The organism is Streptomyces sp. V1I1 (genome assembly GCF_030817355.1).
Taxonomy (GTDB): domain Bacteria; phylum Actinomycetota; class Actinomycetes; order Streptomycetales; family Streptomycetaceae; genus Streptomyces.
In genome coordinates, this window is the sequence record NZ_JAUSZH010000001.1 from 1,379,441 (window position 1) to 1,400,432 (window position 20,992).

The window sequence follows — 20,992 nt, forward strand, 5'->3', positions numbered from 1 at the left end:
GCGGGGCGGGGTGACGGTGGCTCAGCGGGCACGGCGGCGCGCGTCGGAGGGCGGCGGGATCAGCTGGAGGGCCAGGGTGGCCGGGGGTTCGGCCAGTCCGGGGCCGCCAGCGATGGCCCACGCCAGGACGTCGTCCGTCGCGTCGTCGTCGAGCGCCCAGCCGACCCAGGCCGCGCGGGCCCCTCGGCGTCGGCCCTCGCTGGAGGGCTGGACCACGATCACATTGGCCTGCCCGCATGGCCCGAGGCAGTCACTGGTCCGGACGGCAAGCCGTCCCCCGGAGCCCGCGGCGGCGGCGCGCAGCCTGGCCAACTGCCCTTCGTGGTCGGTGCCGGGGTTCTTGCGGCCGTCGCCGCAGCAGCATCCGCGGCAGACGACCAGAGTGCAGGGACGGGCATGGAAGGGGCGTATGGCGTACGTCGTCGTCACCGGGCGATCTTGTCAGACGAGGGGTGCGGGTTGCCCGGGTGTGTGGGCGGCGGCGTTCACCGGGGCACAGGGGCGTCAGCGCCCGCGTACTGCGGCCGGGAGGGGAGCGGGGAGGGGAAAGACACCGCCTCCGTATCCCGCGCCCGCCGCTTCGCGATCACCGCGCACACCATCAACTGCATCTGGTGAAAGAGCATCAACGGCAGCACGGCCAAGCTCGCCTGCGCCCCGAACAGCACGCTCGCCATCGGCAGCCCCGCCGCCAAGCTCTTCTTCGAGCCCGCGAACTGGATCGCGATCCGGTCCGCCCGCCCGAAGCCGAGCCGCTTCGAGCCGTACCACGTCAGCCCCAGCATCGCCGCCAGCAGCACCGCCTCGACCAGCAGCAGCGCCCCCAGCCGCAGCGGCGTCACCTGGTGCCAGACGCCCGCGACCATGCCTTCGCTGAAGGCCGTGTAGACGACGAGCAGGATCGAGCCGCGGTCGACGTACCCGAGCGCCTTCTTGTGGCGGGTCAGGAAGCCGCCGATCCACCGCCTCAGCAACTGCCCCGCCAGGAACGGCACCAGCAGCTGGAGCACGATCTTCAGCAGCGAGTCCGCTGAGAAGCCGCCCGCGCCGCCGCCCAGCAGCAGGGCCGCGAGCAGCGGTGTCACGAGGATGCCGGCGAGGCTGGAGAAGGAGCCGGCGCAGATCGCCGCCGGGACGTTGCCGCGGGCCATCGAGGTGAAGGCGATCGACGACTGGATGGTCGACGGGACCAGGCAGAGGAACAGCAGACCGCTGTAGAGCTGCGGGGTGAGCACCAGCGGCTCGAGGCCCCGCGCCGCGAGGCCCAGCAGCGGGAAGAGCAGGAACGTCGCGGCCAGCACCGTCAGATGGAGCCGCCAGTGCCTGAGCCCGTCGAGCGCCTCGCGCGTCGACAGCCGCGCCCCGTACAGGAAGAACAGCAGCGACGCCGCCCCGGTCGACGCCCCGCCGACCACATCGGCCGTCGCGCCCGACGCCGGGAGCAGAGCCGCGAGGACCACGGTCCCGAGCAGCGCCATGATGTACGGATCGATCGGCAGCCAGGACGGGAACTGCAACGCGCGGCGGCTCATGTGCTCCACTTGCTCTCGGTTCAGATCGTGCCCTCCCCATGCTCCTCCGGATCGGCGCGATCGGGAATCCCGCATACCACTCTGACTGTCATCACGAATCGCGATAGGACGCTAGCCTCGAAGGATGTACGACCCGGCCCAGCTCCGTACCTTCCTCGCGGTCGCCCAGACCCTGAGCTTCACCCAGGCCGCCCGCCGGCTCGGGCTGCGGCAGTCGACGGTGAGCCAGCATGTGCGGCGACTGGAGGACGCGACCGGGCGGCAGTTGTTCACCCGGGACACGCACAGCGTGGAACTCACCGAGGACGGCGAGGCGATGCTCGGCTTCGCCCGGACGATCCTCCAGTCGCACGAGCGCGCGGCCGCGTTCTTCACGGGTACGCGGCTGCGCGGGCGGCTGCGTTTCGGGGCGTCCGAGGACTTCGTGCTGACCCGGCTCCCGGAGATCCTGGAGTCGTTCCGGCGTGATCACCCCGAGGTCGATCTGGAGCTCACCGTCGAGCTGTCCGGCACGCTGCACGAGCAGTTGGCGGCCGGCCGGCTGGATCTGGTGCTCGCCAAGCGCCGGGCGGGCGAATCGCCGGGCGAGCTGGTCTGGCGCGATCGCATGATCTGGATCGCGGCCGACGGCGTACGCATCGATCCGGATCGCCCGGTCCCGCTGATCCTCTTCCCGCCGCCGGCCGTGACCCGGGCCCGTGCGCTCGACGTCCTGGAACGGCACGGCCGCCCGTGGCGCATCGCGTGCACGAGTGGCAGCCTCAGCGGCCTGGTCGCCGCCGCCCGCGCGGGTCTCGGCGTGATGGCCCACACCCGCGGACTGGTCCCGCCGGGCCTGGTGCCCGTCCCCGACCGCGCCGGGCTGCCGGAGCTGGGCACGGTGGACTTCGTACTGCTGCACGGCCGCCGCCGGAACGCGGCGCAGGAGGCCGCGGACGCACTGGCCGCTGCGGTCCTGGCGAGCGGCGACCGGCTGCACGGACCGGTCGGCCGCTGAGTACGACCACCGTCCGCACCGCCCGCCCCGCTCGCACCCGTTGTCCCGGTTGTCCCGAGCAGGTACGGACCAAGATCCCGTCCCCTGTACAGCGACAGTGATCGCACCGTACAGATTCGGTGGAGATTCTGGCGCAGCTTACTTACTCTACGGTCAGAAACTCGCCCGAGCCTTCCCCATGTGGCCGGATATGCGTCGCTGACCTGTGGTGATGCCATTCGTCCACAGTTCTCGAAGGCTCTCCCGCCCGGCGGCCGGGTGGGGTACCGTCACGGCGCTGTGCGGGGAGCACCACAAGGAGCAGCCATTGCGCGAGTTCACTGTCCCACCCATGGCCGCAGCGCCTCAGGTCGGCGGACTTGCGGACGCGGTCTTCGACCATGCCGCGGACGATCCTGACCGGGTCGCGCTCGGCCGCAAGGACGCGGCGGGCAACTGGCAGAACGTGAGCTCCGCGCAGTTCCGCGACGAAGTGCTGGCGCTGGCCAAGGGACTGATCGCGCACGGTGTGCGGTTCGGGGACCGTGTCGCGCTGATGTGCCCTACGCGCTACGAGTGGACTCTCTTCGACTTCGCGCTCTGGACGGTCGGCGCCCAGTCCATCCCGGTCTACCCCACCTCGTCCGCCGAGCAGGTCTTCTGGATGCTGCACGACGCCGAGGTGACCGCGTGCATGGTGGAGCACGAGGACCACGCCATGACCATCGGCTCGGTGATCGACCGGCTGCCGCAGCTGAAGCGGTTGTGGCAGCTGGACGCCGGGGCCGTCGACGAACTGTTCCAGGCGGGCGGCCACATCGACGACGAGGTGGTGCACCGGCACCGGAGGGCGGTGACCCCCGACTCGATCGCCACCGTGATCTACACCTCCGGCACCACCGGTCGCCCCAAGGGCTGTGTGATCACCCACGCCAACTTCATGTTCGAGACCGACACCCTGATCGACCGATGGGAGCCGGTCTTCCACTCCAAGCCCGGCGACGAGGCAGCCACGCTGCTCTTTCTGCCGCTCGCCCATGTCTTCGGGCGGATGGTCGAGGTCGCGGCGGTACGCGGCCGGGTCAAGCTCGGCCATCAGCCGGTGCTCCAGGCGAGCGCGCTGCTGCCGGATCTGGCGGCCTTCCGGCCGACGTTCATCCTGGCCGTCCCGTACATCTTCGAGAAGGTCTTCAACGCCGCCCGCCGCAAGGCCGAGGCCGAGGGGAAGACGGGCCCCTTCGACAAGGCCGTCGATGTGGCGGTGAAGTACGCGGAGGCGATGGAGCACCGGGCCTTCGGGCTCGGCCCAGGCCCGACCGCCGGACTGCGGATACAGCACCAGCTGTTCGAGAAGCTCGTGTACGGCAAGGTCCGCGACGCGATGGGCGGCCGCGTCCGGCACGCGATGTCCGGCGGCTCCGGCATGAACCGTCAGCTCGGCCTCTTCTTCGAAGGCGCGGGCGTCACCGTCTTCGAGGGATACGGACTCACCGAGTCGACCGCGGCGGCGACGGCGAACCCGCCCGAGCGCACGCGGTACGGCACGGTCGGCCAGCCGATCCCCGGCACCACAGTGCACATCGCGGAGGACGGCGAGGTGTGGCTGCACGGCGCCAATATCTTCTCCGGATATCTGGGCGACCCGAAGTCCACCGACGCCGTGCTGCACGACGGGTGGCTGGCCACCGGCGATCTCGGGGCGCTCGACGAGGACGGCTATCTGACCATCACCGGGCGCAAGAAGGAGATCCTGGTGACCTCGGGCGGCAAGAGCGTCTCGCCCGTGGGCCTGGAGGAGCGGGTGCGCGGCCATCCGCTGGTCGCCCAGTGCATCGTCGTCGGCAATGACCGTCCGTACATCGCGGCCTTGGTCACCGTGGACCAGGAGGCTGTCGACCACTGGCTCGCCATGCAGAACAAACCGCCGCTTCCACCGGCCGAGCTGGTGCGGGACCCGGATCTGGAGAAGGAGATCCGCCGGGCGGTGGTGGCCGCCAACACCCTGGTGTCGAAGGCCGAGTCGATCCGTACGTTCCGGATACTGGCGCACCCCTTCAGCGAGGAGCTCGGTCTGCTCACCCCCTCGCTGAAGCTCAAGCGGAAGGCGATCGAGGCGGCGTACGCGGTCGAGGTGGACGCGCTCTACAGCTGAGCACGCAGTGGCGCGGCGGCCGAGGTACGCGCGCCGACCCGAAGGTCCTCGACGCGTACCTCGACGCGTACCTCGGCACGAACACCGCCCGGTTCTGCACAGCGGCGCTAGCTGATCGTCACCCGGAAGATCTTGTCCGAGCCGGCCGGCTCACCTCCGTTCCCGTCCGCGTTGGTCGTGGAGAGCCACAGCTGGTTCGAGCCTGGCACCTTGGTGACCGCGCGCAGCCGCCCGTACGTGCCGACGTAGTGCGCCTTCGCCGTGCCGACGTTCTCATTGCCGGCGTTGATCGGGATCTGCCAGAGCCGCTCGCCCCGCAGCGCCGCCATGTAGACCGCGCCGTCGACGACGGCGATGCCGCTGGGCGAGGCCTCGGCGACGCCCCAGGTCTTCTTCGGGTTGGTCATGCCGGAGACGGAGCAGTTGCCCTCGCAGGTCGGCCAGCCGTAGTTCTTGCCGGACTTGATGAGGTTGAGCTCATCCTTGGAGCTCTGGCCGAGCTCGGCCTCCCACAGGCGGCCCTGGGCGTCGAAGGCGATGCCCTGCGGATTGCGGTGGCCCAGGCTGAAGACATGGTTGTTGAACGGGTTGCCCGGCGCCGGCTTGCCGTCCTTCGTCAGCCGGAGGATCTTGCCGTTGAGGGAGTTCTTGTCCTGGGCGAGGCTGGTGGTCTGGGCGTCCCCCGTGGTGGCGTACAGATAGCCGTCCGGACCGAAGGCCAGCCGGCCGCCGTTGTGGTACTTCGCCTTCTTGATCCCCTGAAGGATGGCCTTGTAGCCGGTGAGCGACGTGCCGTCGTAGGTCATACGCGCGATGCGATTGCCGTCGGACGACGTGTGCATGAAGTACACGTAGTGGTTCGACGCCCAGTCCGGGTCGACGGCGACGCCCATCAGCCCGCCTTCGCCGCCTGTGGTCTGGGAGTTGGGGACGGAGCCGACCTGGGTCTTCGCGCCGGACGGCGTCACCTTGAAGACCTTGAAGGAATTGCGCTCGGTGACCAGGGCGGTGGAGCCGTCGGGCATCCAGTACGTGCCCCAGGGGATGGACCAGCCGGTGGAGATGGTGGTTATGGCGGTCGGCGCGCCCGCGACGCCGACGTCCTTCGGCTCGGTGGCGCCCGCGGACTGGACGAGACCGGCGACGAGCGCCGCGGCGCCTGCCGCGGCGGCCGTGCCGAACAGGGCCTTCTTCGACTTGCTGCGGTGCATGTATTCCTCCGTGGGGGGTGGGAGATGTGTCCGCCCGTGCGGTGTCAGCCCGCGTACTGAGCGACGATCTTGGTGTAGGCGTACGGCGACTGGGAGACGCCGCTGCAGGCGTCGCCGGCGCCGCCCGAGCCGCAGCTGCGGTCGCGGTTCACGGACCAGAAGGCGTAGCGCGCCGCGCCGAGCGCGGACCTGCGGAGCACAGTGGTGGGGGGTCGCACGTCTGTTATCCCCTGTCGATGCAGTCGAGGTTGGGTGCGCCGTTCGCCGTGGTGGCGGTGACCCGAACGGTGTTGGCGCCTGCCTTGAGCGGGACGGTGAGGCTGGAGTCGGCCCAGGTGGTCCAGGCGCCCGTGCCGTTGAAGGCCCGGCCCGCCGAGACGACCGTGCCGTTGACGGAGACGTCCATCGGGCGGCCCGCCGTGGTGCCGTTGGCGTATCGGATGGTCAGTGCCGCGTCGCGTGCGGTCGCCGATTCGACCGTCCACTCCACATAGGCGCCCGCCGCGTTCGGGGTGTTGACGAAGCCGGTGCCGCTGAAGCCGCCGTGATCGGTGTCGACGGTCGATCCCGCGATGTACGAAGCGTTCTCGGCCTCGTACCGCACGGTGGTGCCCGACTGCGGTGTGGCCCGGATCAGCCGGGTCTCCCCCGGCCGCAGGGTCACGCTGTAGGAGCCGTTGACGGTGCCGCCGCTCTGGCCAGACCAGAGGTCGGTGACGGCGGCGGCCCCGGAGAAGCCGACCTGCGACCAGTTCACGCTGACGGTCTGGTTGCCCGAGGTGCCGGTGTTGAAGAGAGCCACGATGTAGTCGCCGCCCGCCTCACGCTTGCTCCAGACCTGTTTCGGGCTGGAGTTGACGATCCGTTTGGCTGCGACGCCGTCCTGGTTGACCGCGATCAGCCGGTCGTTCGTCAGCATCGCCTTGTCGGTGGCGGTGAGCGCGGTGAGGTCGGTGCCGAGCAGCAGCGGGGACGCGGCCATCGCCCACAGAGTCATGTGCGAGCGCCGCTGGTCGGCGGTGAGGCCGACCTGGTCGCCGTTGCCGATCTCGAGGGAGTCCAGGTCGTTCCAGCCGCCCGGCCCCGCGTACTGCTGCCAGTTCGCGGCCGAGGTGAAGCGGGAGGTCACCTTGTCCCACGTGGTGAGCGGAAAGCCGCTGCCGTTGGGCCCGGAGCCGCAGTAGCACTCGACATCGCCCTGGGTGCGCCAGCTGTTGGCGAGCTGTCGCCAGGTGGGCGCGTCCGCGATGGCGAGGTTGTTGGAGAGCGCGTAGTTGATGGGCCGTCCCGAGGCGCGCAGGGCCTTGTCCCAGGCGCGGACGTCGGGGATGTCATGGCTGCCGACACCGTCGATCTTGAGGTAGTCGACTCCCCAGGAAGCGAACTGGCGGGCCCAGGAGTTCACGAATTCCTGGGAGCCGGGCTTGCTGTAGTCGATGTAGTACATGTTCTTGCAGTTGTAGTTCTTCTCCTGCCTGGACGTGTCGGCGATGTCCTTCGCGCGGTACGAGGTCCCCTCGATCGGCGTGTTCCTGGTGACGGCGTTCTTGGCGATGCCGGGGGTGACGTAGAAGCCGAACTTCAGTCCTTTGGAGTGGATGTAGTCCGCGAGCGCCTTGATACCGGAGGGGAACTTCGCCTCGTCGACGGCCCACCGTCCGTACTGGTCGACGACGAAGCCGTTGGAGTCGCACTTCTGGTAGAAGTCGTCGAGGTTGATATAGACGTAGCCGTGGTCCTTGAGACCGCTGCTGACCAGCGCGTCTGCCTGGGCCTTCATTTTGGCCTCGGTGGGCCAGCGGCGTACGAAGCTCCAGCTGGACCAGCCCATCGCGGGCCGGACGGACAGTCCGTTGTCGGAGGCTGCGGCCTCCTGCTGCGGCGGTGCCATCAGGAATCCCGCCGTGGCGAGCGCGAGGCCGAGCGCCCCGGTGAGGAGAGTTCTCAGACGTTTCATCTACGGCTCCACGTCGAGGTGGTCGAGGTTGGGCGCGCCGCCCGCACTGGTGGCGGTGACCCGTATGGTGTTGGCGCCTGCCGTGAGCGGGACGGTGAGGGTGGAGCCGGTCCAGGTGGTCCATGCGCCGGTCTGGCCGAAGGACCTGCCCGCCTGGACGGCGTTGCCGTTGACGGACACATCCATCGGGCGGTCGGTGGTGGTGCCGTTGGCGTACCGGATGGTCACGGCGGCGCTGCGCGCCGCCGTCGAGCTCACACTCCACTCCACATACGCGCCGGTCTCATTGGCGGTGTTGACGAAGCCGGTACCGGAGTAGCCCGCGTGATCGCTGTCGACGGTGGACCCGGCGGAGTAGGTCCCGCTCTCCGCCTCGTACCGGTTGGGTGCGGGCGGCGTCCCGCCGCCCGCGTACGCGGTCCCGATCCACGCCTCGTCGATCCGCAGCCGCTTGTAGCGGGTCGAATCGCTCGACGCCGCATGGGTGTTGACGACTTCGAGGCGCACATGGCGGGCCATGGTCGCCGGGATGTCGATGACGGCGACGCCGCGGCGGCTGGGCAGGCTGCCGCTCTTGACCGGGCTCCCCCAGTTGGCGCCGTCGCTGCTGACGTAGACGCGGTAGTCCCTGATCCGCGCGGACTGTTCGGTGCCGGAGCGTGCGTAACTCACCGAGTCCTCACGCTGGTTGACGCCGAGATACTGCACCCGCCTGGCCGATCCGAGGTCGAAGCGGAGCGAGACCGGCGTGGTCTTGTTGCTGTCCCAGTAGGTGCGGTAGTCGCCGTCGGCCGCGGCCGCGGCGCCATGACCGCTCGCCGAAGTACTGGCGCTCATCGTGTACGAGGAGGCGGGGATGATCCCTTCGCGGCCGCCGGTGGTGACCTTGAAGACGGTGTCGTACGCATCCCAGCCGCCGAGGCCGGTCAGGCTGAGCGTGCCGCCGCTCTGGCTGTACGCAATCGGCGCGCCGGTACGGAGGTTGGTCACGCCCGTCACCCGGTAGCCGTTGTCCCGCAGCCGCAGGGTGGCGGTGGAGGGCGGCGTCAGCACATGGATGTAGTGCTTGCCGGGGTCGGTCTTGCTGATGGTGGTGACGCCGTGCGCGCCGTCGTTCCAGAAGCCGGGCGCGAGACCGCCGTGCAGATAGCCGCCGCCTTCGGTGCCGTTCAGCGACTCCCAGATCTGGTCGAGATAGCCGTCGGCGAAGTTGTTGAAGCTCGCCTGGTTCGACGGGAATCTGCCGTTCAGCATCGCCGTCTCGGCCATCAGGGCCTTGACCGACGATCCGGCGTTGGTGATCAGCCGGCCGAGGGTGAGCTTACGGTCGACGGACGAGTCGGAGCCGGTGTACCACCAGGAGCCGCTGGAGGGGAGCTTGAAGTCGGCCTCGATCAGCCGGGGAGCTGCCGTGTAGACCGCCTGCGGGTAGTCGTACGCCGGGGACATGCCGGTCTTCTGCTCATTGCTGATCATGTCCATGATCGGCGTGTCTTCGTTGTTGTTGCTGATGGTGTAGTTCGGCCGGCGCTCGTAGACCTTGGCGTAGAGGTTGTTCCGCTCCCAGTAGGCGTTGTCGTTGTCGATCCAGAAGCCGCCGAGCTCCGGATAGCGGTCCATGACCTCGAAGAAGAGGTCGTAGGAGTACTCCCCGAAGCCGTCCCGGGTGTGCAGATCGACGGTGCGGCCCTTGTAGTCCGAGTACGCCTTGGAGTTGAGCCACTCGTTCCCACCCTCGGCGTGCCACTGCGGGTCGTCGGTCATATAGAGGATCGTCTTGAGCCCCTTGGCCTTGGCCGCCGCGATCAGCTCACCGAGGAAGTCACGTTTGGTGGCGCAGCTGCCCGGGATCCTGGACGGCCAGGGGCGTGCGTAGCCGAGCCGGCTGTGGAAGGTGGCGAGGACCAGATACTGCGCGTGCAGCTTCTGGGCCTCGGTCACCCAGTAGTCGGCGTTCCAGCCGCCGTTGGTCACATCCGTCTCCCAGCCGCTGCAACTGGTGTGGGAGGGGGCGGTGCGCTGGCCCCAGTGCAGGAACAGACCGGATACGGAGGAGCGCAGGAAGTCCTGGCGCGGGTGCTGGAGGTCGGCGCGCGCGGGTCCGGGCAGGGTGAGCGCGCCGAGGAGAAGCGCGCCCACCAGCAGCAGACACGCCCAGAGGCGTCTGGTCATGCCGGGCCGTCCAGGTAGTCGAGATTGGGTGCGCCGCTCGCCGTGGTGGCGGTGGCCCGTACGGTGTTGGCGCCCGCCTTGAGTGCGACGGGCAGGGTGACGGTTCGCCAGCTGGTCCAGGCGCCGGTGCCCGCGAAGGGGGAGGCAGCGGCGACGGTGACGCCGTTGACGGTGATGTCCATCGGCCGGGCGGTGGTGGTGCCGTTGGCGTAGGCGAGGACGATGTCGGCGGTGCCTGCCGTGGTGGCGTTCACCGTCCACTCCACATACGCGCCCACCGCGTTGGCCGTGTTGACGAAGCCCGTGCCGGAGAAGCCGGTGTGGTCGGAGTCGACGGTCGAGCCCGCGGAGTAGGCGGCGTTCTCCGCCTCGTACCGGGTGGGCGAGGGGCCGCCGCCGTCGCAGTTCTGACTGGAGCCGGTCTGGCTGACGCGCAGCGCGCCGCCGCCGGTGTTGGCACTGTTTGCCACGCAGTAGCCGTTCACGGTCTGGAAGAGGAGGTCGGACGGGCTGTTGCTGCCGCGCTGGGCGGTGAAGCGGTCGAAGCGGATGCCGGTGCTGTTGTTGGCGATGACGGCGGGCCGGCCGTCGTTGGCCGCGAACCGCACCTCGCTGTCGATGAAGCGGACGTTGTCGGCGTTCCGGATGTACCAGCCGTAGGCGGGGCGGGTGCCGATCGCCTTGGGGTTGTAGTCCTTGGGGTCGTTGCCCGGCGGGTTGGTGGACATGGTGCCGTTGCCGCCGGGCACGGTGATGTCGACGTTGGTGAAGGTGATGTCGTGGATGCGGCCGCTGCCGGACTCACCCCACAGGGTGGGCGAGAAGGACGGTGTGGTGCCGGTGGCCTTGATGTTGGTGTAGGTGATGTTGCTGATGGAGCCGACGCCGGGGTTGTTCCCGCACCGTTTTCTCGTACCGACCTTCTGCATGATCGGCGAGCGGACGTCGGTCATGGTGATGTCCTTGTAGTGGACGTCGGAGATCTTCGCGCCGTCCATGGAGACCAGACCGAGGCCGGACTTGTCGGAGCCCCTGATGGTGATCCGCTCGAAGCGGTAGTCGGTGAAGTCGCCGCAGGTCTCGGAGCCGAACATCAGGGCGTTGCAGCAGCCGGCGGAGAGATAGGAGTCGGTGACGGTGACATGCCCGTTGTTGAGCTTGGCGCCGAGCGCGTAGTCGCTCTTGAAGGCGAGCGCGTCGTCGTTGGCCTCCAGATGGGCATTAGTGATCTCGACGTTGGTGGTCGAGATGATGTTCCAGCCGTCTCGGTCCATCGCCGTGTCGATGACGAGCCGGTCGGAGACGACGTTGTCGCAGTTGTTGATGAGCGCCGCGAAGTGGCCGCCCTCGCGCAGGGTGATGCCGCTGAGGGTGAGGTTCTTGCAGCGGGTCAGCGAGATGATCTTGTCGGCCTCGCCCGACTTCGGGTTGCCGGTGATCAGCGCGCCGTCGCCGTCGATGACGCCGGAGCCGGTGAAACCGATGTTGGTGAGGTTGTCGCCGTAGATCATGGCGTTGTGGAAGTGACTGTGGCCGTAGTCCTGGTAGTCGTCCCACTGGTTCGACTCTGGCGGGTCATAGGTGTCCGCGCCGTTGCCGCTGATCGTCGACCCGGCGTCCAGTTGCAGGGTGACATTGCTCTTCATCTTGATGGTGTTCTTGGACTCGTACGTCCCCGAGGGGAAGCGGACGATCCCGCCACCGGCCGTGTTGGCGGCGGTGATCGCCTTGTTGATGGCCGAGGTGTCGTTGGTGGAGCCGTTGCCCACCGCGCCGTAGTCACGGACGTTGAATTCGGCCGCGGCGGGTGCGGGTGCCGTCGCGGCCGCCGGTGCGGCGAGCGGGGGTGGTACGGGCGGCTCGGCCGCGGCCGGCGGCTGGGCGACGCCCAGCGCGACCAGGAAGCCCAGTAAGGCGGTAGCGGCTGTTCTCCGTAAGCTGGTCATGTCGTCCTCCTCAGACGAGCTGATAGCCGCGCAGATTGGTGAGGAGCATGTGGCAGTTCCGCAGGGAGCCCGAACTGTCGCCGAGGGAGCGGTAGATGCCCCACTTGGGGCGCACCCGGTCCGCGAGGAAGGTGTCGACGCCGGACTTCGACTTGTCGATCACCGTGGTGCCGCCGCTCTTGAGGATCCAGCGGACAGATCCCGACGTACCGTTGCCGATCTTGATCTGGAAGTCGACGTCGGTCCACTTGTTGTGCAGCGGCTCCAGGTCCGTACGGCCGACGAGGACATCGCCCTCGATGACCTTGAGCTCGATGGTCTGCACTCCGTTGACGCGTCGCAGCGACTGCACGACGATCGGCGACGAGCCGGTGCCCGGCTGCTTCATCTGCATGACGTGCGTGAAGCTGGTTGTCGCCTTCAGCGTGCCGGGGATGTACATCGAGTACGTGACCCGCCAGGTCTGGCCGGACTTCCACTGAAGGTAGGAGCTGCCGGTGCGGCAGCCGGTGACCTCGTGGCGCTGCCGGTCGGTGCTGGTGTCCCGGTCCTGGGTGTGCATGTTGAACCGGAAGTTGTCGCCCTCGGCGAAGATGTGCGGCGCCGCGGCCGGGTGGGAGTCCGCCCGGTCGTCCTCGATGGTCTCGAAAGCCTTGAGCTTGTCGCTGCTCGCGGACGGCGACCAGCGCAGCTGCCAGGAGGCGGCGCTCGCCGGGGTCGCGAGCTGCGGCAGTCCCGCCGTGACGGCGCCGCCGATGGCTGCGCCCAGTACGGCTCTGCGTGATGCGGTCATTTTCCCTTCACCTCGCCCGGAGTTGTTCGTTCATGATGAGAAAGGCGCCGAGACCGTGGAAATCATTGGTCTTCCGGTCGCGCTTTATGTAGTAGCCGTAGTTCCCGACATTCGTTCCGATGGAGATGTCGGTGAGATTGGTACGGCCGTCGTCGCCGACCGAGATCTTTCCCAGCACACCCTGATATCCGCGCTGCGCGACCTGTGCGTAGTGCGCGTCGACATATCCCTGCTGCACCGAGCGGGACAGGGCGAAGGTGAACATGGAGGAGCAGGAGGTCTCGGTCCAGTTGTCGCCGTGCGAACCCTTGTCGACCACCTGGAACCAGCGGCCGGTGGCCGGGTCCTGGTACTTCTCGATGCCGGCTGCGAGATTCCGCAGCAGGGTGAGGAGCTGGGCGCGGCGCGGATGGTCGGCCGGCACGGCGTCCAGGACATTGACGATCGCCATGGAGTACCAGCCGATCGCGCGGCACCAGTGCTCGGGCGCGAGACCGGTCTTCGGGTCGGACCAGCTCGCGTCGCGCGACTCGTCCCAGGCGTGCTTCAGCAGCCCGTTCGCGACCTGCAGATGGCTCCCGTAGACGGCGAGTTGTTTGGTCGCCTCGTTGCTCGCGTACGCCGCGTCGCCGAATTCCTTTCCGTACTCGACGAGGAACGGATTCACCATGTAGACGCCGTCGGCCCACAGCTGGCTGCGCCGGGAATCCGATGTCGAATGCCAGAAGCCGCCCTCCGCGGTGCGCGGATAGCTGTTCAGCCGGTCCCGGATCTTCTTCGCCGCTTTCTGGTAGCGCGGCTGGCCCGTCTCGTGGTGGAGGATGTTCAGCAGCCGCCCCGCCTGCATGCTGTCGAGATTGTTGAAGCCCTGCCCGATGTTTCCGGCGCTGTCGACGAAGCGGTCGACATAGCTCTTGATGTAGGCGAGATAGCGGGCGTCGTGGGTGCGCTGATAGACGAGGTACTGGCCGTAGAGATACAGCCCGACCGGATAGGACCAGCCGCCGATGGAGCTGGGTGAGTAGCGCGCCATCGTGGACTCGACCATCGCGACCGACCAGTCCGTGACGGACGGCCCGTCGCCGACGGTGAGCGAGTCGAGGTTGGGGCCACCGGTCGCGCCGGCGGAGGTGGCTCGTACGGTATTGGTCCCGGCCTTCAGAGTGGCGGTGACGTTCCTGGTCTGCCAGCCGGTCCAGCTGCCGGTGGAGCCGAAGGCCAGGCCGCCTGCGACCAGTTGGCCGTTGACCGTGATGTCGAGGGGGCGGTCCGCCGACGTCCCGTTGGCGAATCTCAGGCCCAGCGCGGTGGTGCCCGCCCGGTCGGATTCGACGGTGAATTCGACGTGACTCCCGGCCGTGTTCGCGTAGTTGACGAATCCGGATCCGGTGAAGCCGGTGTGGTTGCTCTCCACGACGCCCTGGTGGACGACGGCGTCCTCGGCTTCGTACCGTACGGCTGCTGAGGCGGCGGGCTCCGCCGCCGTGGGCACGGCGGACAGTGTGCTGCCGGCGAGCGCGACCGCCAGCAGCAGGGGGGCTAATCCCTTCATGGTCCTTCCTTGCGGTAGGCGTACGCGGGCGCGGCAACCGGCTCGGGGATCCGCGTGCGGTCGACGAGGTCGCGTACGAGCGCGTGGTCCGGCGAGAGGTGGCAGGCCGGGTCCGTGCGGGTGGCGTCGCCGGTGAGGGCGTACGCCTGGCAGCGGCAGCCGCCGAAGTCCTTGGTGCGCAGCTCGCAACTGCGGCACGGGTCCCGCATCCACTCCTCGCCGCGGTAGATGTTGAAGGTCTTCGACTCGCGCCAGATCCACTCCAGGCAGTGGTCCTTGACGTTCGGCGCGTCCAGTCCCGGCAGCGCGGCGGCGGCGGGGCAGGGATGGACCGTGCCGTCGGGCGCGACGGTGAGCGAGAGCGCGCCCCAGCCGCCCATGCAGGGTTTGGCGGTGCCGTCGACGTAGTCGGGCACGACCCACACCAGCTCCATCCGGCCGGCCAGCCGTCCCCGCCACCGCTCGACGCCTTCGCGTGCCCGCGCGATCTGTTCGCGGTCCGGCAGCAGGGCGTCCCGGTTGCGCAGGGCCCAGCCGTAGAACTGCGTGTTGGCGAGCTCGATCCGTTCCGCGCCCCAGGCCAGGCCGAGTTCGACGAGGTCGTCGAGCGCGTCGAGATTGGCCCGGTGGAGTACGACATTGAGGCCCAGCGGCAGTTCCGCCTCCCGTACGAGCCGGGCCGCGCGCTCCTTCGCGGCGAAGGAGCGGGCTCCCGCGATGAGTTCCGAGGCACGGGGGTCGGCATGCTGGACGGAGAGCTGCACGCTGCGCAGACCGGCCGCCGTCAGGGCCGCGAGCCGCTTCTCGTGCAGCCCGACACCGCTGGTGACGAGCTGGGTGTGGATGCCCGCGTCGTCAGCGGCTGCGACGATCTCGGTCAGATCGCGGCGCAACAGAGGCTCTCCGCCGGACAGATGGGACTGCACGACGCCCAGGTCAGCGGCCTGCCGGAACACCTCGGCCCACTGTGCGGTGGTCAACTCATCTGACCGACCGACCAGTTGGACGGGATTGGAGCAGTAGGCACAGTGCAGCGGACAGCCGTGGCTGAGCTCGGCGAGCAGTGCCCACGGTGGCTGGACTCCGGTGACTCGGCTGACTCGGGTGACTCCGGTGCGATCGGTCATTTCAGCCAGCCCTCCTTGCGCAACCGCCCCAGAAACACCGGGACTTCCTCGGCCACGGGCGCTCCCGGATGCTGCTCGGCGAGCTCCGCGACGATCGCGTCGACGTCGCGCAGGCCGTCGCAGAGCCGCACGATGGATCCGGCGTTGCCCTGGAGTACGACCACCCGCTCGGGCAGTACGAGCAGATCGGCGCCGCGCACGCGGTCGTGCCGGAAGACCACGGACAGCGAGAGCACGGGCTTCCAGGTCATGGCCGCTCCCCGGCGCAGTCGACGGCGTCGAGCAGCGACCACAGCACGTCGCACTTGAAGGCGAGCGCCGCGACGGCCGCCTCCTGCTGATCCCGGGTGCGAGCCCACGCAAGGACCAGCGCGAGCGCCTCCTCGCTGTCCCGGCTGCCCTGCCCGATCCGGTTGCGGAAGTAGGTGAGCCCGTCGGCGTCGATCCAGCGGTAGTGCTCCTCGAACGCGGCGATCCTGGTACGCATGATGCCGGGCGCGGACAGCTCGGTGAGCGAGGCGGCGACGGCCTCCAGCGGGCCGTGGAGCCGGCAGAAGTTGACGTATCCATCGACCGCGAGCCGTACGCCGGGCAGTACTTCGTCTCCCGATTCGAGCCGCGCGCGATCGATTCCGGCGGCCTCGCCGAGCCGCAGCCAGCGCTCGATGCCGCCGTCGCCGTCCTTCTCCCCGTCGTGGTCCTGGATCCTGCGCAGCCAGGAGCGGCGCAGCTCGGAGTCGTCGAACTTGGCGAGGATCAGGGCGTCCTTGACGGGGATGTGGCGCTGGTAGTGGAAGCGGTTGAGAATCCAGCGGCGCAACTCGGCCGGGGTCAGGGCGCCTTCGTGCATCCGTACGTTGAAGGGGTGGCGGTCGTGGTAGCGCTCGGTGGCCACGGCGCGCAGCCGCGCCGTGAACTCCTCCCGGCTCCAGATCGTGGTGCTCACAGCTCGATCACCATTCGGTCGGCGGCGACCTCGAGTCCCCATTCGCCGAGCAGCGCGTGCTGCGGGGCGTCCGGGTCGGCGAGGGGGTTGGTGTTGTTCAGGTGCGTATAGAGGCAGCGGGCGTTCATCCCGGCGAGCCGTCGTGCGGTGCCGTTCGGCCCGGCGATCGGCAGATGACCCATTCCGGTTGCGGTCTTGGCCGAGATCGACGTCCGTACCGGCTCGTCGTCGTCCCAGAAGGTGCCGTCGAGGATGACGCAGTCGGCTTCCTCGGCCGCTTCCTGCAACTCGTCGGTCCAGCGGGCGAGGGCGGGCGCGTAGAGCAGGCTGCGGCCGGTCGTGGTCTCGCGCAGCCGCAGCGCGACCACCCAGGTGCGCTCGTCGGGTCCGCCGGCGGCGGCGTACCGCGGCCGTTTGGCCGAAACGGGTACGGCATCTATTTCCACGGTGCCGCCCTTGACGAGTGGTTCCGCTTCGCGGCCCAACTCGCGCCATTCGATACGGGTGTACGGGGCGAGTACCTCGTCCAGGCGCAGCCGGCCGAGCAGTGCGTCCCGTACCGGCCGGGTGGCGAGGATGTCGAAGCCGTCGGCCTCGCGCAGCCGGGCGATGCCGAGGGTGTGGTCGAGTTCGGCGTCGGTGAGGATCACTCCGGCCACCGGGGATTCGCGCGGCCCGGGCCCGGGCCGCAGCGCGTGGCTGTCCTCGATCTGGTCGCCGATGTCGGGTGTGGCGTTGACGAGATACCAGCGGCCCTCGTCCGCGCGAAGGGCGAGTGAGGCATGACGACGGCGCCGGTGCGGGTGTGCGCGTGCCCCGGCACAGCCGGGACACGCGCAGTTCCACTGGGGCAGTCCGCCGCCCGCCGCGGTGCCGAGCACCTGCAGCAGCATGGCGGCGGGGTCTACCGGTCGGTGAGCGCGTAGGCGGTGACTTCGAGCGCGGTCTCGACGACCTCGAACTCGGGAGTCTGCCAGTTGATGGTCTCCTCCGATGTTTCCTTGCTGTCGTGCATGAGCTGTACCTGCCTTCCTGAGATGTGGGGGTCAGGAGTGATTCAGGAGTGATTGCTCTGTAACGCATGATTGAGCAAGACTGAACGCCCGTTCACATGAGTGTCCGGCGTTCAGTTATGTGCCATAGAGTTGCGTCTTGATGAGACGCGGTCAATGGTCCGGACCGATAAGGTCGGAGCTGTATCAGGCCAACTTCGGGGTCGGGAATGCGTCCGCAGGGTTGATCGTTGATCCTGTGGGAGTACCAATCGACAACGTAAGGATCGACCGCTCGTGAGCAAGGTCCCCTCCATCTCCCTCAACAATGGCGTCGCCATGCCGCAGCTCGGCTTCGGTGTCTGGCAGGTGCCGGATGACGAGGCGGCGAAGGCGGTTGCCACGGCCCTGGAGGCCGGCTACCGCAGCATCGACACTGCGGCCATCTACGAGAACGAAGAGGGCACCAGCCGTGCCGTCGCCGCCTCCGGCATCCCCCGCGAGGAACTCTTCATCACCACGAAGCTCTGGAACAGCGACCAGGGTTACGACTCGAGCCTGCGCGCCTTCGACGCCTCGCTGGACAAGCTGGGCATCGACTACATCGACCTGTACCTCATCCACTGGCCGCTGCCGTCCAAGCACGCCTATGTGGAGACGTACAAGGCCTTCGAGAAGATTTACGCGGACGGCCGCGCCAAGGCGATCGGCGTCTCCAACTTCCTTCCGGAGCACCTTGAGCGCCTGATCGGCGAGACCTCGGTCGTCCCGGCCGTGAACCAGATCGAGCTGCACCCTCAGCTCCAGCAGGGCGAACTGCGCGCCTTCCACGACAGGCACGGCATCAGGACCGAGGCCTGGTCCCCGCTGGGCCAGGGCAAGGGCCTCCTGGAGGTCCCGACGGTCGTCGCCGTGGCGCAGAAGCACGGCCGCACCCCCGCCCAGGTGGTGCTGCGCTGGCATCTGCAGATCGGCAATGTCGCGATCCCCAAGTCCGTGACCCCGTCCCGGATCAAGGAGAACCTGGACGTGTTCGACTTCGAGCTGGACGCCGACGATCTGGCGGCCTTCGCCGCGCTGGACGAGGGCAAGCGTCTCGGCCCCGACCCTGCGACGTTCGCCTACGGCGCCTGATCGCTGCCTGAACGACCCCGTCGCCGCCCGGCTCGTGCCGGGCGGCGATGTCGTTCTCGCGGGCGCGCTCCTGCCTGCCGGGTGGCGGAATCCAGTCGGTAGGGCACGTCGACGACGGTTGACGCGCGCCCAAGCCATCCTCAGCTCGCACTGTTGATCCGTAATGCAACCAAAGGCCATTTCGAGCTGAGCGCGTCGATTCCTCATATTTACGACCCATACGCCTAGGGTTGGTGATCCGCAGTCCCTTCCCCATGGAGAGAGTCCAAATGGAGCGTTTCAGACGCGCGTCGGTGACAGGAATCGCGACAGCCGTTGTGCTGGCCGGGTCGGTCGGCATGGCCATGCCCGTGGCCGCCCCGACACCTCCCGTACAGACAGCCGACGGCTCGGGCAGTTCGGGCAATGAGCGACCAGCGGCCGAACGACCAGAGCTGTCGGCGAGAGTCGCGGTGAGCGAAGTCCCGGCGTGGCATCAGTTCCGGGTGTACGGAGCCACCAAGCTCCTGCCCCCGGGTACCAAGGTGACTCTCCAGCAGAAGCAGGGCACAGAGTGGGTGACCCTGCCGGCGTCCATGAACACGACACACAAGTCGACCTTCAAGATGCGCGTCCTCCTCGGCATCAAGGGTTACAACACGCTCCGGATCGTCGGCGGCGGCACCGTCTCGCCCGAGTTCACGGTCACGGTGCGCTGAGGCCGGCCCGGCTCATCGCGCGGACGTAGCCCTCGCCGAACGCCTTGCGGCGGCGAGGGTTACGTTCATGGTGTGCGCGCATGCCACACAGCCGACCGAGGAGTACGGACATTGAGCGGGGCACTGACACCTGGCCGCTACCTGGTGCGCAATGTCGGCAGCGGGCTGCTGCTCGAGGTGTACGGCGGCGCCAAGGGCAGCGGCGCCAATGTCCAGCAGGGCAAGGAGACAGGGGCCCCGGCCCAGCAGTGGCAGATCGACCCCGTGCCAGGCGGCAGCGGGCTCTACCACTTCGTGAACGCCGGGAGCGGCAAGCGGCTGGACGTCGCGGGCGCTGCGACCGAGAACGGCGTCAACATCCAGCAGTGGAAGGCCAATAACTTCGGCGCCCAGGAGTGGATCATCGAGCAGCACCTGGACGCGCCGGGCACCGTCGCCATCGTCAGTTTCATCAGCGGGCTGCTGCTCGAGGTCGCCGACGGCAGCACGGACGACGGCGCGAATGTGCAGCAGTGGGAGGACACCGACTCGCCCGGACAGTGGTGGCAGTTGGAGCCCGTCACTCCCTGACCAGGAGCACCGCTCCGGCGACGGCTACGGCGAGCACACCCGCGCCGACCGCACCCGCGGCCAGGAAGCCGTGGGAGGAGCGCCAGGAGAGCGCGGACCACCGCGACTGCGCGGACAGCAGCGACCCCGTGCTCATCCATGACCCCGCCGAGAACAGCGACTGGGTGGATCCGATCGAGCCGACCGACAGCGCGCTGCCGACCGAGCCGACCGACAGCGCCGAGCCGACGGAGCCGATGGAGAGCACCGACCCGACGGAGCCGATCGACAGCACGGAGTCCTGCGACCAGAGGGACAGCAGCGATGTGGACCTCATGGACCTGGTGGACTTCTTGCACTTCTTGGCCATGAGGTCATCCTGCACCTGATTCAGCCCCGGCGAGCGGTGTGCACCGTGCGCGCGGTGAGCAGATACGCGTCCGGGCGATGCCGCAGTCCCTGAGGGTCCTCCGGGTCCAGCAGCCGGTCGAGCAGCGCGAGGTCCTCGGCCGGCAGCAGGCCGTCCAGGATCTTGCGCTGCCAGGCGAAGGCGGAGACCAGCTGTTCGCGCACCACCTCAGGCACCGGCGCGGGGATGTCGAGCAGGAAGGAACGGGTCCCGCTCGACGTGAGACCTGCCGCGCCGAGCAGCGCCCGCCAGTCCTCGACCTCGTCCTTCGTGCCGGACAGCTCCGCCCGCATCCGGGTGAACCACTCGCCCGCGGCCGCGTCGATCCGGCCCTCGAGCCCCGGCCGGCCGATGCCGATGTCGCGCGGGAGGTGGCGCGAGGGCAGCCCGCCCTCGACCACCGCGAGCAGCCCGCCCGGGCGCAGCAGCCGGGCGAAGTCGGCGAGCGCGGCCCGCTGGTCGCCCATGTGGTGCACCGAATTGCCCGCCCAGATCAGGTCTGCCTCGCCCAACTCCTCGATTCCGTCCGGGAGTTCGGCATGGCGTGTACGGATGCGGTCGCCGAGTCCGGCGCCCTCGGCCCGTGCGCGGGCCCGGGCGAGTAGCGGCTCGGTGGCGTCCACGGCGACCACTTCGGCGTACGGGAACGCCTCGGCGAGCAGCGTGGTCAGCACTCCCGGGCCACTGCCGATGTCGAGGATCCGCCGGACGCCGGCCGCAGGCAGCAGCTCCCCCAGCCAGGCCGCCGCCTGGCGGTACAGAGGACTCTGGAGCTCCGCGCCGCGCTCCAGCAGCGGGCCGAGTTCGTCCCAGTCGATATGCGTCGTGTCGTGGTGATGGCTCATA

Annotated in this window: 21 protein-coding genes; 5 read left to right on the forward strand and 16 right to left on the reverse strand. The window is 68.7% G+C overall.

What is annotated here, in order from left to right:
* Positions 1 to 21 precede the first annotated feature (21 nt).
* Together QFZ67_RS06745 and QFZ67_RS06750 are read right to left on the reverse strand one after the other, a co-directional pair.
* Entirely contained in the window at positions 22 to 429 is a 408-nt protein-coding gene (locus QFZ67_RS06745; RefSeq protein ID WP_307660177.1) for a (2Fe-2S) ferredoxin domain-containing protein, read from the reverse strand.
* 56 nt (positions 430 to 485) lie between these two features.
* A complete protein-coding gene (locus QFZ67_RS06750) occupies positions 486 to 1,532 on the reverse strand; it encodes a bile acid:sodium symporter family protein (protein ID WP_307660178.1) in 1,047 nt (348 codons plus the stop codon).
* A gap of 124 nt (positions 1,533 to 1,656) precedes the next feature.
* Between QFZ67_RS06750 and QFZ67_RS06755 the strand changes: the two genes are divergently transcribed.
* Both QFZ67_RS06755 and QFZ67_RS06760 read left to right on the forward strand, forming a co-directional pair.
* Positions 1,657 to 2,529: a LysR substrate-binding domain-containing protein gene (locus QFZ67_RS06755; RefSeq protein WP_307660179.1), complete on the forward strand. Its 873-nt coding sequence runs from the start codon at positions 1,657 to 1,659 to the stop codon at positions 2,527 to 2,529.
* 331 nt (positions 2,530 to 2,860) lie between these two features.
* On the forward strand, positions 2,861 to 4,660 hold the full coding sequence (locus tag QFZ67_RS06760; RefSeq protein ID WP_307660180.1) for a long-chain fatty acid--CoA ligase: 1,800 nt from the start codon (positions 2,861 to 2,863) through the stop codon (positions 4,658 to 4,660).
* Between the two features lie 107 nt (positions 4,661 to 4,767).
* Here QFZ67_RS06760 and QFZ67_RS06765 read toward each other — a convergent pair whose 3' ends face one another.
* From QFZ67_RS06765 to pqqA, 12 genes are read right to left on the reverse strand one after another with little or no spacing between them, the layout of a single operon-like run.
* Positions 4,768 to 5,871, reverse strand: a complete 1,104-nt coding sequence (locus QFZ67_RS06765) for a sorbosone dehydrogenase family protein (RefSeq protein ID WP_307660181.1) — start codon at positions 5,869 to 5,871, stop codon at positions 4,768 to 4,770.
* Between the two features lie 44 nt (positions 5,872 to 5,915).
* On the reverse strand, positions 5,916 to 6,089 hold the full coding sequence (locus QFZ67_RS06770; protein WP_307660182.1) for a hypothetical protein: 174 nt from the start codon (positions 6,087 to 6,089) through the stop codon (positions 5,916 to 5,918).
* Positions 6,090 to 6,094: 5 nt separating this feature from the next.
* Positions 6,095 to 7,828 (reverse strand): CBM35 domain-containing protein, encoded by a 1,734-nt coding sequence (locus tag QFZ67_RS06775; RefSeq protein ID WP_307660183.1) that lies wholly within the window; start codon positions 7,826 to 7,828, stop codon positions 6,095 to 6,097.
* Positions 7,829 to 10,000, reverse strand: coding sequence for a discoidin domain-containing protein (locus tag QFZ67_RS06780; RefSeq protein ID WP_307660184.1), 2,172 nt, complete (start codon positions 9,998 to 10,000; stop codon positions 7,829 to 7,831).
* Positions 9,997 to 11,946 (reverse strand): glycosyl hydrolase family 28 protein, encoded by a 1,950-nt coding sequence (locus QFZ67_RS06785; RefSeq protein ID WP_307660185.1) that lies wholly within the window; start codon positions 11,944 to 11,946, stop codon positions 9,997 to 9,999. The genes QFZ67_RS06780 and QFZ67_RS06785 overlap by 4 nt, the downstream gene beginning before the upstream one ends.
* A gap of 10 nt (positions 11,947 to 11,956) precedes the next feature.
* On the reverse strand, positions 11,957 to 12,739 hold the full coding sequence (locus QFZ67_RS06790) for a Tat pathway signal sequence domain protein (RefSeq protein ID WP_307660186.1): 783 nt from the start codon (positions 12,737 to 12,739) through the stop codon (positions 11,957 to 11,959).
* Between the two features lie 7 nt (positions 12,740 to 12,746).
* A complete protein-coding gene (locus QFZ67_RS06795) occupies positions 12,747 to 14,291 on the reverse strand; it encodes a glycoside hydrolase family 88 protein (RefSeq protein ID WP_307660187.1) in 1,545 nt (514 codons plus the stop codon).
* A complete protein-coding gene (pqqE, locus tag QFZ67_RS06800; protein ID WP_307660188.1) occupies positions 14,288 to 15,418 on the reverse strand; it encodes a pyrroloquinoline quinone biosynthesis protein PqqE in 1,131 nt (376 codons plus the stop codon). The genes QFZ67_RS06795 and pqqE overlap by 4 nt, the downstream gene beginning before the upstream one ends.
* Positions 15,415 to 15,669, reverse strand: a complete 255-nt coding sequence (pqqD, locus tag QFZ67_RS06805; RefSeq protein ID WP_307660189.1) for a pyrroloquinoline quinone biosynthesis peptide chaperone PqqD — start codon at positions 15,667 to 15,669, stop codon at positions 15,415 to 15,417. The genes pqqE and pqqD overlap by 4 nt, the downstream gene beginning before the upstream one ends.
* On the reverse strand, positions 15,666 to 16,364 hold the full coding sequence (pqqC, locus tag QFZ67_RS06810) for a pyrroloquinoline-quinone synthase PqqC (RefSeq protein WP_307660190.1): 699 nt from the start codon (positions 16,362 to 16,364) through the stop codon (positions 15,666 to 15,668). The genes pqqD and pqqC overlap by 4 nt, the downstream gene beginning before the upstream one ends.
* On the reverse strand, positions 16,361 to 17,257 hold the full coding sequence (gene pqqB, locus QFZ67_RS06815) for a pyrroloquinoline quinone biosynthesis protein PqqB (protein ID WP_307660191.1): 897 nt from the start codon (positions 17,255 to 17,257) through the stop codon (positions 16,361 to 16,363). Before pqqB ends, pqqC begins: the two co-directional genes overlap by 4 nt.
* Positions 17,258 to 17,268: 11 nt before the next feature.
* Complete coding sequence (pqqA, locus tag QFZ67_RS06820; protein ID WP_307660192.1) at positions 17,269 to 17,379, reverse strand: pyrroloquinoline quinone precursor peptide PqqA; 111 nt, start codon at positions 17,377 to 17,379, stop codon at positions 17,269 to 17,271.
* A gap of 274 nt (positions 17,380 to 17,653) precedes the next feature.
* Between pqqA and QFZ67_RS06825 the strand changes: the two genes are divergently transcribed.
* From QFZ67_RS06825 to QFZ67_RS06835, 3 genes are all read left to right on the forward strand, one after another.
* Entirely contained in the window at positions 17,654 to 18,490 is an 837-nt protein-coding gene (locus tag QFZ67_RS06825; RefSeq protein WP_307660193.1) for an aldo/keto reductase, read from the forward strand.
* Positions 18,491 to 18,759: 269 nt separating this feature from the next.
* On the forward strand, positions 18,760 to 19,188 hold the full coding sequence (locus QFZ67_RS06830) for a hypothetical protein (protein ID WP_307660194.1): 429 nt from the start codon (positions 18,760 to 18,762) through the stop codon (positions 19,186 to 19,188).
* Between the two features lie 111 nt (positions 19,189 to 19,299).
* Positions 19,300 to 19,758 (forward strand): RICIN domain-containing protein, encoded by a 459-nt coding sequence (locus tag QFZ67_RS06835; protein WP_307660195.1) that lies wholly within the window; start codon positions 19,300 to 19,302, stop codon positions 19,756 to 19,758.
* Here QFZ67_RS06835 and QFZ67_RS06840 read toward each other — a convergent pair.
* A complete protein-coding gene (locus QFZ67_RS06840; RefSeq protein ID WP_307660196.1) occupies positions 19,748 to 20,107 on the reverse strand; it encodes a hypothetical protein in 360 nt (119 codons plus the stop codon). The two genes, QFZ67_RS06835 and QFZ67_RS06840, sit on opposite strands and share 11 nt — an antisense overlap.
* A 20-nt stretch (positions 20,108 to 20,127) precedes the next feature.
* On the reverse strand, positions 20,128 to 20,991 hold the full coding sequence (locus QFZ67_RS06845; protein WP_307660197.1) for a trans-aconitate 2-methyltransferase: 864 nt from the start codon (positions 20,989 to 20,991) through the stop codon (positions 20,128 to 20,130).
* Between the last annotated feature and the right edge of the window lies 1 nt (position 20,992).